General features: G+C 52.0%; 13 protein-coding genes. 8 read left to right on the forward strand and 5 right to left on the reverse strand.

The features are described from left to right. Positions 1-137: 137 nt before the first annotated feature. The 8 genes from AC007G_RS06625 to AC007G_RS06660 all read left to right on the forward strand — a co-directional run bounded on the left by AC007G_RS06625 (position 138) and on the right by AC007G_RS06660 (position 7585). Positions 138-464, forward strand: coding sequence for an antibiotic biosynthesis monooxygenase family protein (locus AC007G_RS06625; RefSeq protein WP_032690856.1), 327 nt, complete (start codon positions 138-140; stop codon positions 462-464). Next, positions 457-846 carry an amino acid-binding protein gene (locus AC007G_RS06630; protein ID WP_032698846.1) on the forward strand — a complete coding sequence of 130 codons (390 nt, stop codon included), beginning with the start codon at positions 457-459 and terminating at the stop codon, positions 844-846. Before AC007G_RS06625 ends, AC007G_RS06630 begins: the two co-directional genes overlap by 8 nt. A 6-nt stretch (positions 847-852) precedes the next feature. Continuing rightward, positions 853-1554, forward strand: a complete 702-nt coding sequence (locus AC007G_RS06635) for an ArsR/SmtB family transcription factor (protein WP_032690858.1) — start codon at positions 853-855, stop codon at positions 1552-1554. A gap of 481 nt (positions 1555-2035) precedes the next feature. Continuing rightward, entirely contained in the window at positions 2036-2644 is a 609-nt protein-coding gene (locus tag AC007G_RS06640) for a fimbrial protein (RefSeq protein ID WP_004867230.1), read from the forward strand. A 93-nt stretch (positions 2645-2737) separates the two neighbouring features. After that, the gene (locus AC007G_RS06645) at positions 2738-3439 is read left to right on the forward strand and encodes a fimbrial biogenesis chaperone (protein WP_032690859.1); all 702 of its coding nucleotides are present in this window, start codon (positions 2738-2740) and stop codon (positions 3437-3439) included. 11 nt (positions 3440-3450) lie between these two features. Next, positions 3451-5937, forward strand: a complete 2487-nt coding sequence (locus AC007G_RS06650) for a fimbria/pilus outer membrane usher protein (RefSeq protein ID WP_032696713.1) — start codon at positions 3451-3453, stop codon at positions 5935-5937. Then, positions 5928-6920, forward strand: coding sequence for a fimbrial protein (locus AC007G_RS06655; RefSeq protein WP_032690860.1), 993 nt, complete (start codon positions 5928-5930; stop codon positions 6918-6920). The genes AC007G_RS06650 and AC007G_RS06655 overlap by 10 nt, the downstream gene beginning before the upstream one ends. 77 nt (positions 6921-6997) lie before the next feature. Next, on the forward strand, positions 6998-7585 hold the full coding sequence (locus AC007G_RS06660) for a fimbrial protein (RefSeq protein WP_077267060.1): 588 nt from the start codon (positions 6998-7000) through the stop codon (positions 7583-7585). 46 nt (positions 7586-7631) lie between these two features. On the opposite strand, the gene mrkJ is transcribed toward AC007G_RS06660, so the two are convergent. The 5 genes from mrkJ to AC007G_RS06685 form a co-directional block, all read right to left on the reverse strand. After that, a complete protein-coding gene (gene mrkJ, locus AC007G_RS06665) occupies positions 7632-8348 on the reverse strand; it encodes a cyclic-di-GMP phosphodiesterase MrkJ (RefSeq protein ID WP_032696714.1) in 717 nt (238 codons plus the stop codon). Positions 8349-8483: 135 nt separating this feature from the next. After that, entirely contained in the window at positions 8484-9059 is a 576-nt protein-coding gene (locus AC007G_RS06670; RefSeq protein WP_047663446.1) for a helix-turn-helix transcriptional regulator, read from the reverse strand. A gap of 4 nt (positions 9060-9063) precedes the next feature. Next, entirely contained in the window at positions 9064-9759 is a 696-nt protein-coding gene (locus tag AC007G_RS06675; protein WP_032698851.1) for a flagellar brake protein, read from the reverse strand. A 415-nt stretch (positions 9760-10174) separates the two neighbouring features. Further along, a complete protein-coding gene (locus AC007G_RS06680; RefSeq protein WP_032690864.1) occupies positions 10175-11041 on the reverse strand; it encodes an aldo/keto reductase family oxidoreductase in 867 nt (288 codons plus the stop codon). 116 nt (positions 11042-11157) lie between these two features. Continuing rightward, complete coding sequence (locus tag AC007G_RS06685) at positions 11158-12387, reverse strand: amino acid permease (RefSeq protein WP_142629853.1); 1230 nt, start codon at positions 12385-12387, stop codon at positions 11158-11160. Between the last annotated feature and the right edge of the window lie 53 nt (positions 12388-12440).

Here is a 12440-nt window from a genome sequence, read left to right on the forward strand (position 1 = left end):
AACGGACTGCCTGAGTGAAGGTGTGGGCGGGCCTTTTGCCCTGTTTTTGCGCAGGGCATACTTCGTTTAGCGGCGAAGTATCGGGCTTTATGGATACGATAAAGTGGCGTCACTGTTGATTGAGGAAGGACGACACGATGATTGCGGTACTCTTTGAAGCCGATGTCACCCCGGCAAAACAGGCCCGTTACCTGGCGCTGGCGGCGGAGCTGAAGCCGTTGCTTGCTACGCTCGACGGCTTTATTAGCATTGAACGTTTTCAAAGTCTGACCACGCCGGGCAAGATCCTGTCCCTGTCCTGGTGGCGCGATGAAGAGGCGGTGCGGGCCTGGAAAAACAATCTCTGCCATCAGGCGGCCCAGGAGGAGGGCAAGGCGACTATTTTTGCCTCTTACCAGATTCGTATTGTGCAGGTCATTCGCGCCTGGGGTTCAGAAATGCAGGAGGGGCACGGCGATGTATGATATTCATGTCATTCTGCCAAATCGTCCTGGCCAGTTGTCGCGATTAGGCCAAACGCTGGGGAAACATGGCGTGGGGCTTGAAGGAGGCGGGATTTTCACCGTCGGCAATCAATGCCACGCCCATTTTCTGGTCGCTGAAGGGGAGCGGGCCAGAACGGTGCTGGAGCAGGCGGGGATCCCGGTAGCGGGCGTCTACCTGCCGCTTATTCGCAGATTAAAACAGGAACAGCCCGGCGAGCTGGGCGCAATAGCTCACGCGCTGGCCGAACGCGGGGTGAATATCCTGACCCAGTACAGCGATCATGCTAACCGCCTGATTCTGGTGACCGATAACTTTCCACTGGCGCAGGAAGCCACGCGTTCCTGGGCCACCACCTTGTGAGGCGTTATGCTAAAACCCGCTCATGTTATTGAGGATGATGAATCGTTGGCCGTGGCCATCACCGCGCTGGCGTCCGCCATGGCCGATGCTTCACGGGTGAAAATGCTCTGCGCATTAATGGACGGGCGCGCGTGGACCGCGACGGAGCTGGCGACGGTGGCCGAGGTCTCGGCCTCAACCGCCAGCGCCCATCTCAGCCGTCTGGTCAGCTCTCATTTGCTGGTTTGTCTGGCGCAGGGACGGCATCGCTATTACCGGCTGGCGAGTGCCGATGTTGCCGGACTGCTGGAAAATATGATGGCGATGGCCGGAAAAAGCGCCATCGTGCTGACCACCCGGACCCCGGTGGGTCTGCGTACGGCGCGAACCTGCTACGATCACCTTGCCGGTGAAGTGGCGGTGGCGATTTATGCTTTTCTCTTGCGTGAGGCGTGGATTGTGCCGGACGGTAGCGCGCTGACGGCGAGCGGCGAGGCGCAGTTTGCCCGTTTGGGCATTACCTTGCCGGCCGGGAACCGGCGCAGGGTATGCTGCGCCTGTCTGGACTGGAGCGAGCGGCGTTTTCATCCCGGCGGTGCCGTCGGGGCCGCATTGTTAGAGCATGGTCAGCGCAAAGGCTGGTTCACCCTGACGCCGGGATTTCGTGAAGTGAGTATCACCCGAACAGGCAGGCTCGCGCTGCGCCAGCACTTCCATCTGCAGCTGTAGCGGGCAGCTACACGTCAGATAGCAGGGGGAAATTTTTTAACCGGTTTATGTTATTTCAGCAACCCGCCTCTCAGTATTATTCAGAATGTTCGCTATAGTCATGGAATCGTATTATTTGCCATGATAGTCCCTCTGCAAAATATATTGCCTGCGCCTTGTCCCTTCTGATGTAAATAACTTAATGTTTGTTTTTTGTCTATTGTTTATTTGTTATCAATAGCTGAAATCTATCGTAAGCCCGATGTAACAAGTTATAAGCAAATGTATATTTGTTGGCGAAAAATAGCATTCTTTGACGCCGACAGCATTAACGAATTCTTTAAACAGAGTTCGCGTCCTGACGCCTTAAATATTGCGGCTTCCGGTCAGTCGAAGTTTCTATTCACAGTTGCACAAGTGAGCATCGCATAACGCTTCTGACTTTTGTGCAGGTTTACTGTTGGTTTATTGATATAAAACTCACTCTGACAAGGAAATGGCAATGAAAAAGGTTCTTCTCTCTGCAGCTATGGCAACAGCATTTTTCGGTATGACTGCAGCGAACGCAGCTGATACGAATGTTGGCGGTGGCCAGGTTAATTTCTTCGGTAAAGTTACCGATGTATCCTGTACTGTTTCCGTTAACGGCCAGGGCAGCGATGCTAACGTTTACCTGTCACCGGTTACCCTGACCGAAGTTAAAGCAGCGGCGGCTAATACCTACCTGAAGCCTAAATCTTTCACCATTGACGTCTCTGATTGCCAGGCTGCTAACGGCGACAAACAAGACGACGTGAGCAAACTGGGTGTGAACTGGACCGGTGGTAACCTGCTGGCTGGCGCAACGACTGAGCAGCAGGGCTACCTGGCAAACACCGAAGCCTCTGGCGCGAAAGATATTCAGCTGGTTCTGTCCACCGATAGCGCGACTGCGCTGACCAACAAAATCATCCCAGGCGTGAGCACTCAGCCGAAAGCGAAAGGCGACGCAACCGCAGTTCAGGATGGCGCACGCTTCACTTACTACGTTGGCTATGCAACCAACACCCCGGCTTCTGTTACCACCGGTGTGGTTAACAGCTACGCGACCTACGAAATTACTTACCAGTAATTATCGCCAGAAAATAAAACCGCCGCGAACGGCGGTTTAAAACAACGATAAAGCGGCAGTTGCTGCCGCTTATTTTTTTCTTCTGAGGTCAGCATGAAGCATATTGTCCTTTTTTTCTGTTTCATTTTTAGTGTTGCGGCCAACGCCAACAATATTATCGTCAACGGCACCCGCTTTATTTATCCTGGAAATGAAAAAGAAATAACGGTACAGCTTTCTAATACCGCAGACCGTCCGGCGCTGGCGCAAGCCTGGCTGGATAACGGCAATGCCGATGCGACGCCGGATACCATTACCACGCCGTTTATTATTACGCCCCCGATTTCACGCGTCGATGCAAAGAGCGGCCAGACTTTACGTATTAAACTGGGTAGCGCCGCCGGACTGGCACAAAATAAAGAGACGCTGTGGTGGCTGAATCTTCTGGAAATCCCGCCGGTGGTGGCCAACCAGAAAAATGAAGGGCAGAACGTCCTCCAGTTGGCGATCCGTTCGCGCTTTAAGTTTATCTACCGTCCTGCCGGACTGGGTAACCGCGACGCGGCGCCGGAGAAATTAGCGCTTTCAGCCAGCGGTAGCAGCCTGTCAATCAGCAACCCTACGCCATTTTATCTCACCGTCAGCCGTATTTCCCGCGATGGCGGTAAAGCCCTGAACAGCAAAACGGTGATGCTGGCTCCGCAGTCCAGTCAGACCGTGTCCCTCTCTTCCTCCGTGAGCCGAGGCGAGACCCTGACCATCAATAATATCAATGACTATGGCGCAGATGTGGCAGTGAAAGTAGCCGTTAAATAAGGGACACGATCATGAAGCAGAGGTCTATCTGCCCGGGAAGATTAAGTACAGCGGTAGCGATGGCGCTGTTCTGCTTTCCGCCAGTTTCCAGCGGACAGGAAAGCCCGGGAACGGTATACCAGTTTAATGATGGTTTTATCGTTGGTAGCCGGGAAAAGGTCGATCTGTCTCGCTTCTCCGCCAGTGCTATCACGGAAGGGACCTATTCGCTCGATGTGTATACCAACAATGAGTGGAAAGGGCGCTATGAACTGAACGTCACCCGCGATAAAGACGGCAACATGGGGATCTGCTACACCCGTGAAATGCTTGAGCGCTATGGTATTGCGGCGGAAAAACTCAATCCTCAGCTGAGTCAGCAGGCAGGTTACTGTGGACGTCTGAAGGAGTGGCGTAACGAAGAAAACGTTAAAGATAACCTGATACAGTCCTCGCTGCGGCTGGAAGTTTCTGTACCGCAAATCTACGAAGATCAGCGCCTGAAAAATTTTGTCAGCCCGGAGTTCTGGGATAAAGGCATTGCGGCGCTGAATCTTGGCTGGATGGCGAACACCTGGACCAGCCATACCTCTGCCGCCAACGGCTCCGACAACAGCAGCGCCTATCTCGGCGTTAACGCCGGCTTCTCCTGGGACGGCTGGCTCCTCAAGCACATCGGTAACCTCGACTGGCAGCAGCAGCAGGGGAAGGCGCACTGGAACAGTAATCAAACCTATCTTCAGCGCCCGATCCCGCAAATCAACTCGATTGTCAGCGGCGGGCAGATATTTACCAACGGCGAATTCTTCGACACCATCGGTCTGCGTGGGGTCAACCTGGCGACCGATGACAACATGTTCCCGGACGGAATGCGCTCCTATGCCCCGGAAATTCGCGGCGTGGCGCAGAGCAATGCCCTGGTGACGGTGCGTCAGGGCAACAATATTATTTATCAGACCTCGGTACCGCCGGGGCCGTTTACTTTGCAGGATGTTTACCCGTCCGGGTACGGTAACGACCTTGAGGTGTCGGTAAAAGAGGCTGATGGATCGGTGCAGGTCTTCAGCGTGCCGTATGCGTCGGTGGCACAGCTGCTGCGTCCTGGCATGACCCGCTATGCGCTGTCGGCCGGTAAAGTCGATGACAATTCGCTGCGCAATAAGCCCATGCTCTACCAGGCCACCTGGCAGCGTGGCCTGAGCAACATGTTTACCGGCTATACCGGCGTGACCGGTTTTGATGATTATCAGGCGTTTCTGCTGGGGGCCGGGATGAATACCGGTATTGGCGCCCTGTCATTTGACATTACCCAGTCGCGACTGAAGAGCGATACCCTGGATGAAAAGGGGCAGAGCTATCGCGCCACCTTTAACCGGATGTTTACCGATACCCAGACCAGCATCGTGCTGGCGGCATACCGCTACTCCACGAAAGGCTACTATAACCTGAATGACGCGCTGTACGCCGTCGATCAGGAGAAGAACCGCAATAACAACTATACCCTGTGGCGGCAGAAAAACGGCATGACCTTCACCGTTAACCAGAACCTGCCGGACGGCTGGGGCGGTTTTTATCTGAGTGGCCAGATTGCCGATTACTGGAACCGTTCGGGCACCGAGAAGCAGTACCAGCTTAGCTACAACAATATGTTCGGCCGCCTCTCATGGTCAGCCAGCGCGCAGCGCGTGTATACGCCCGATAACTCCGGCCATCGTCGTGACGATCGCATCTCGCTGAACTTCAGCTATCCGCTGTGGTTTGGCGAGAACCGCACCGCCAACCTGACGTCGAACACCACCTTCAACAATTCGCATTTCGGCAGCTCGCAGATTGGGGTTAACGGTTCGCTGGATAGCGAGAACAACCTCAACTACGGCATTTCAACGACCGCAGCGACCGGTGGTCAGCATGATGTCGCCTTAAACGGCAGCTACCGTACGCCGTGGACCACGCTTAACGGCAGCTACAGCCAGGGCGAAGGCTACCGGCAGAGCGGGCTGGGCGCCAGCGGGACGCTGATCGCCCATCGTCATGGCGTGGTGTTCTCACCGGAGAGCGGCAATACCATGGCGCTGATTGAAGCCAAAGATGCGGCGGGCGCCATGTTGCCGGGTTCACCTGGGACCCGAGTCGACAGTAACGGCTACGCCATCCTGCCCTATCTGCGACCTTACCGGATCAACGCCGTCGAGATCGATCCGAAAGGCAGCCAGGAGGATATCGCCTTTGAGCGGACTGTGGCTCAGGTCGTTCCGTGGGAAGGCAGCGTGGTGAAAGTCTCGTTTGATACCACGGTACAGAACACCCTCACGCTTCAGGCGCGCCAGGCCAATGGCCAACCGCTGCCGTTTGCCGCCACCATTCTGGACCCGTCTGGTAAGGATATTGGGGTTGTTGGTCAGGGAAGCATGATGTTTATCAGCGATGCCGGGGTTAAGCAGGCGATCGTCAAGTGGAGCGGCGGACAATGTGCGGTGGATCTGGGCCAGGCAAAATTAAAGGAAACGGTATGTCGCTGAGTAAACGATTGATGATGGCGGTTGGCCTGCTGGCCCTTGGAACCTCGACGGTCTGGGCGGACTGTTCGCGTAGAGCGGCAAGCACGGTCAGGCTGGATATGGCCATGGGACGGGTAGTGGTATCACCGGATCTGCCGGTAGGTGCGGTTATCGCGAAGCAGGACTGGACCATGCCGGCGGGAAATGGCGTCAGCTATTACTGTACCAACAGCAACACTTTTAAGGCCGATATTATTGCCACTGGCGTTCGGGATCTGGGTAATAAGGTCTATTCCACTAGCGTTCCAGGGATTGGCATGCGTTTTAGCCGCGGCGGTGCCACGGTTAATATTATTTATCCAGGCACCTTTACATCGAACGGCGGCAGAGGGACCAACTACTCTCTGGAAGGCTCGCGCTTTACTCTTGAGCTGATCAAAACCGCGGCGGTGACCGGCAGCGGTACGCTGGCAACGGGGAAATATACCTCCTATGACTGGGAAAGGGGGAATAACCCAATTCTGGAAACCTACCTGAGCGCCAATGCGATCACCGTTGTCTCACCTTCCTGTACGGTACTGAGCGGGAAGAATATGAACGTTGATGTGGGCAGCATTAAGCGTAGCGATCTGCAGGGGGTCGGAACAACGGCAGGCGGTCGGGATTTTAATATTGAGCTGCAGTGCAGCGGCGGATTAAGCGAGTCGGGATATGCCAATATCCAGACCTCTTTTTCCGGAACTCTGGCAACCAGCACCACGCTTAAGCAAGGGGCATTGCTCAATGAAAAAGCCGGGAGTTCCGCCGCCAAAGGGGTCGGGATTCAGGTACTGAAGGATGGCGTACCGCTGGAATTTAACAAGAAGTACAGCGTAGGCACGTTGCGTTCTCAGGAGACGCGTTACTTTACGCAACCTTATCATGCGCGATTTTATCAATACCTGCCGACAACCAGTACCGGCGAGGTGGAATCGCACATGATCTTTAACCTGACGTACGATTAATTCAGGAGGCGGGCATGAAGCAATATGGATGTGGCACATATGGCCGGCAATGCATCAGACTGGCCGTTGCTGGCGCGATGCTGGCCGCCTCGTCGGCCTACGGTTTTATGACCAATTATGATAACGGACGCGTTGATTTTGTCGGCCGGGTGACGGATATCTCCTGCAGCGTTGCGCTTAACGGCGCGAATAATGCCGGGAGCGGCAATGTCTGGCTGGCGCCGGTGAGTCTGGCGGAAGTCCACGGCCGCGGGGCCGGCGCATTTATGAAGCCGCAGTCCTTCACTCTTGAGTTGTCGAATTGTCAGCTCCGCCATGATGGCGGCGCGGCGGATAAAAATGAGATTCGCGCGGTGAATGTGCGCTGGATTGATGGATTTATGATCGATGCAGTCGCGAACGAAAATGCGGGCTATCTGGCGAATACGTTACCGGATGGGGCGCGTAATATCTATCTGGCGCTGTCAACCAATGATAATAATACGCTGGATAAGAGTAATAAAATTGTCCCTGCCGATCCGCAACAAAATCGGGTACCGCTTGTTGAAAAATCGGTTAATGGCGGTGTATTTACTTATTATATCGGCTATGTCACGCCGTCCCCGGAAAAAGCGACAACCGGCCCGCTGACCAGCTGGGCAACCTGGGAACTCGTGTATAATTAAGCGCGTGTTATTTAGCGTATAAAAATACCGCATGATTGCGATATTTTTATGCGCTAACCCTTTCCTGCACCAGTTGTTCAATGCTGACTTCTTTCCAGTAATGACCCTGAATAGCAAACCACTCCATTCCCTTAAGCCAGTTTTTATGCGCTTCGCTCTCGACACCTTCAATAATGACATTGTGGTTATTACGTGACAGGAATGTCACCAGAGCATCCATCAGCGGCCGCCCGGATTCTTTCTGCATGAGATGCCAGAAAAAATCTTTGTCAATTTTGACATAATCAAAATGGTATCCACGAATAGCATTAATACCGGCATAACCAGAACCAAAGTCATCGAGCCACAGTGTCGACGTCTGGGGAGTTTTCCAGCTGGCTAAGGCGTTATTAAGCAGGCTGTTGGCATTTTCCGTAACCTCAAAATGTACACACTTCAGATGGTTAATGTAGGTTTCGAGTTGCGGCTGGCGCAACATCCCGAGAATATGATCGTCAACATTGATTGTCGCGGAAATACCATTATCAATAAACCATGCCTGATGTTTTTCAATCAATGCCAGTTGTTCCATGAAAATACTTTCACGAAGTGCCGCATTGGCATGGCGAAAGAAAAATTCCGGCGCCACAGGAATAGAATCGAAGCGGCTTAAACACTCCACTGCCACGAGAGTGTCCCGCGGTGAGAACATTTTTTGAAAAACATAACGAACAGAGATATCGCCACGGGATAAGTTATAGTCAGAAAATAGGTTAGCGTTCATTTTCTCGTGTCAGGCACTTTACAGAACATCGCTGCAGGGTGAAATTATTATAAGTGACCTTTCTGCAGTTTGGAATGTTTATTAAAAGTAACTTTTCAATTAATTATCCGGTTTCGATTGGGGGCGGTTTTTTTTCTAGCATTGATACATATCGACTATTTTATTGTGCATTGCTCGCGAATTATGCATGCCAAGTTTTTGCATGATATGAATCCGGTGGCTGTGTACGGTTTTATGGTCAATATTCAGCAGGGTGGCAATTTTTTTGTTGTTGTGACAGGTCAGGGTCAGCTCCAGCACCTGGCGCTCTCTGGCGGAGAGCTTCTTCGGTACTGAAAAATCGCCGTCGTCTGCCGGCGCGCTGACGGCGCGATAAAAATCGTGTAGTGGTGTTTTTTCTGTAAGAATCATTGTGTTATCTATGTTTATTAGTTCTCTGAACAGGCTGGCAATATCGCTCCTGACCACCAGAATTAGCCGGGCGCAGTGCAGAAGACGCCAGCGCATATCGTTGAGCAATAACATCGTATCGGCAGCAGAAAAGTCCTTATGAATGGCGTTGAAAATAACGATCCCAGACAGGGGGGCGATTGCCCCCCGAGTGATATCCTGATAACGGAAGATGGTGATATTTTTATTGTTATCAACCAGATACCGATGAATTGATTGACCGATTAAATTATCATCGGTATACAGAAATATCCTGTCCAAGGGGTCAGACTCTCTTTTTTCGCTTAGCTTCCAGAATCAAATCGAGCAGCATTTTCTCTATTCTGGTCTTATCTTCGCGGTTGCGGAATTTAAACTGACAGGAAACCTGGTGATAGCTTTCACTGTCTTCATCAAATGTCACTTCAACAACATTTTTTATCGCTAAATCAATAGTGATTTCACCATGCTCAGCCAGAGACAGAACTGAATTTTTGAGGATTGAATTATGCGTGAGAAACTTCAGATTCGGGTTTTTCGCGATCAGCGCACAGCCGCCATCTGAAATGTCTTTAATATCGAAAAGATAGTTTTCGCCATTTCTGTGTCGACCTCGACAAAAAAAGTCATAACGGTGATGCAAACGAAAGCGAGGGTCGCGACGTCGTTGTACCACATGAATGCATTCGGGTAAGGCAAAAGAGACTTTATTGCCATGTTCCGCGTCGGAGTTATAACTTTTCTTTAACGATGAACAGAACTCAATCTTTCCTGAATCACTATGCAGGATGAATTTATATTTATGCCCAGGGGGGATTTTGCTATGGGTGACGATATGGAACTCAGCAAAATCGACCCGGGTAAGTCGGGTCATGATGTTTTTGTTATTAAAGAAAATTTCTATCTCGGATTGCTTTCGAAGTTCCTCCCTGAAAATAGCAATGATTTCATACCTGCTGGTCTTTATTGTTCCCTCTGTCATGTAAAATCCTTGTTGATTATTTATTGTGTGTAGTTAATTTTTCTTATGGCAATGCCAACATTCTGATTGCATTAACCAGATGTTTTTATGAGCATTTGATGTTATTAGCTATCTTTGTCGCTAAATTGATTTGTATAAACGTCGAATCAGATGTTGTTTTTCCTGTAATCAAGAGTTGTAAAGAATTTTGGGGAAGGCAAAAACGACAGAAGTCCCCAATAAGGGGACTTGTCAAATTAGTATAAATCAATGCTGTATATAGGGTTGTTTCGTGCAGATTAGTGCAAGCATATACCCATTTGTAGGATATATAGTGCCAGCAGCGTTGGGCTAATTCCAGCCAAATAATAGGAGGGGAAAAGGGCGTCCGGCAAGGACCTGTGCGGAAGGAAACGCACAGGTGTACCGAAGACCGTCAGCTCTGCAATTTCGCTAATGTAGCGATGGCTTCAGGAGGCAGGGTTAATGCGCCAGCGGCCAGGTTTTCCTGCAGATGCTGGAGCGAAGAGGTGCCCGGGATCAGCAGAATATTAGGCGAACGTTGCAGCAGCCAGGCGAGCGCAACCTGCATCGGTGTCGCCTCCAGCGCGGCGGCAACATCATTCAGTTCCTGTGCCTGTAGCGGGGTAAATCCCCCAAGCGGGAAGAAAGGGACGTAGGCAATATTTTGTGCGGCAAGCTCATCAATCAGCGCATCGTCTCCGCGATTGGCGACGTTATATTGGTTTTGCACGCAAACAACCGGCGTCAGTTTTTGCGCATCGGCCACCTGCTTCGCCGTGACGTTACTGAGGCCGATGTGGCGAATAAGCCCACGTTCTTTAAGTTCAAGCAGCGTGGTCAGCGGCGCTTCCAGTGAGCCTTCTACCGGACCGTGGGTGCCGAGCATGCTGCGCAGATTGACGATCTCCAGAACATCGAGCCCCAGATTACGCAGGTTGTCTTCCACCGCCTGGGTGAGCTCTTCCGGCGACATCGCCGGCAGCCAGTTGCCCTTTTCATCACGACGAGCGCTGACTTTCGTCACGATGCAGAGATCGTCTGCATAAGGGTAGAGCGCTTTGCGAATCAGCTGGTTAGTAATATGCGGACCGTAAAAATCGGAGGTATCAATATGATTGACCCCCGCCTCTACCGCTGCGCGCAGGACACGGATAGCGGCGTCCGGATCGGCAGGCGGACCAAATACGCCGGGGCCGGCTAACTGCATGGCCCCGTAACCCAGGCGATAGACCTGGCGATGACCTAATGTTCCGTTTCCGGATAGTTTTACGCTGGACATGGCGACTCCCCACTGGTGTGCAAACCCTAAGTGTAAACCTGGCGAGGAAGTCCGGATGGCAGGAATATTGGCAGAACGTGCGGCGGCGGTGATAACCGCTGCCGCAGAGGGGAAAATTAGCTAAAGAACATGACCGAAACGCACAGCAGGCCGACCACCAGGGTGATGAAATTACCCACTGAACGGTAGGGTTTGAGTGCGGGAATAATGTAGGTCGACAGCGTCGGCATGATGAACAGGATCATGGCGATCAGCGGACCGCTGATGGCATAGATCATGGAAATGGCGTTTGGATTGATGAAGCAAACTATGAACGTCAGCGTTGAGACCAGCAGAATCGACATCGCGCGGTTAAAGGCGCGGCTTTTACGAATGCCGACCTGATTCAGCGACGTTTTCACGATTTCGCTGGCGCCTTCAATCACGCCAAAATAGGTGCCGAGAAATGACTTCGACATGGCCACGACGGCGACCACGATACCTGTTATCGCCAGCCATGCCGGGGAGCCTGGCATCATCGACAGCGCGGAGAGAATGGTCACCCCTTCGTTGCGTGCGCTTTCAATATAGGAGACCGGTATCGCCAGCAGGCAGCTGAAGACAAAAAACAGCACGCTGGCGCAGATGATGGTATAGGCCACCTTCATGATTTTTTTGCATTTACCCATAGCCAGATCACCATATTTCTCCTGCTGATCGATAGCAAAAGTTGAAATGATTGGCGTATGGCTAAAAGCGAAAACCATCACAGGGATCGAGATCCAGATCTGGTGGAACGTATGTGAGGTCAGCTGCAACTGACTGGTGAGGTGCTCAGGTTGCCAGTCGCCGATTAAATAGATCGACAAGAACAGGAAGCAGGCAATCAGCGGGAACACCAAAAAACCCATCACCTTAATTGTGATATGGCGGCCCATCAAAAAGATCAGGTTCAACACCATGACCACGGCCAGACTTAGCATGGCGCGAACGGCGGGCGTAATCGGCATGTGCCTTGCCAGCTGCTCGGCGAGCGAGTTGGTGATTGCCACGGCGTAAATCAGAACTACCACGAAGAAGGCGAGGAAATAGAGCGCGGTGATCAGATTACCCACTTTCTTGCCGTAGTAATGGTTAACCGCCCCGGTGATCCCGACGCCGGGCGCAACTTTCGCGGAGAGAATGAACTGACTCAGTGCTTTATGCGGCCAGTAGGTTAACGGCCAGGCGACCAGCGCGGTGATGAACAGAACAATGGCGCCAGCAGACCCCAGCTGGATCGGCAAAAACAGAGTGCCAGCGCCTACGGCAGTGCCATATAAGGCAAAACTCCAAAGAGTTTCTTCTTTAGACCAAATTTTAGACATTGTGTGAATTTATCAACCGTAATACCAAAAAAAAGGAGTGTAATTTACCACAA

It is taken from the genome of Klebsiella sp. CSG-1, from assembly GCF_056521145.1.

Coding starts and splice junctions, on each gene's coding strand:
- AC007G_RS06625 (WP_032690856.1), top strand. CDS start 138: ATGATTGCGGTACTCTTTGAAGCCGATGTCACCCCGGCAAAACAGGCC.
- AC007G_RS06630 (WP_032698846.1), top strand. CDS start 457: ATGTATGATATTCATGTCATTCTGCCAAATCGTCCTGGCCAGTTGTCG.
- AC007G_RS06635 (WP_032690858.1), top strand. CDS start 853: ATGCTAAAACCCGCTCATGTTATTGAGGATGATGAATCGTTGGCCGTG.
- AC007G_RS06640 (WP_004867230.1), top strand. CDS start 2,036: ATGAAAAAGGTTCTTCTCTCTGCAGCTATGGCAACAGCATTTTTCGGT.
- AC007G_RS06645 (WP_032690859.1), top strand. CDS start 2,738: ATGAAGCATATTGTCCTTTTTTTCTGTTTCATTTTTAGTGTTGCGGCC.
- AC007G_RS06650 (WP_032696713.1), top strand. CDS start 3,451: ATGAAGCAGAGGTCTATCTGCCCGGGAAGATTAAGTACAGCGGTAGCG.
- AC007G_RS06655 (WP_032690860.1), top strand. CDS start 5,928: ATGTCGCTGAGTAAACGATTGATGATGGCGGTTGGCCTGCTGGCCCTT.
- AC007G_RS06660 (WP_077267060.1), top strand. CDS start 6,998: ATGCTGGCCGCCTCGTCGGCCTACGGTTTTATGACCAATTATGATAAC.
- mrkJ (WP_032696714.1), bottom strand. CDS start 8,348: ATGAACGCTAACCTATTTTCTGACTATAACTTATCCCGTGGCGATATC.
- AC007G_RS06675 (WP_032698851.1), bottom strand. CDS start 9,759: ATGACAGAGGGAACAATAAAGACCAGCAGGTATGAAATCATTGCTATT.
- AC007G_RS06680 (WP_032690864.1), bottom strand. CDS start 11,041: ATGTCCAGCGTAAAACTATCCGGAAACGGAACATTAGGTCATCGCCAG.
- AC007G_RS06685 (WP_142629853.1), bottom strand. CDS start 12,387: ATGTCTAAAATTTGGTCTAAAGAAGAAACTCTTTGGAGTTTTGCCTTA.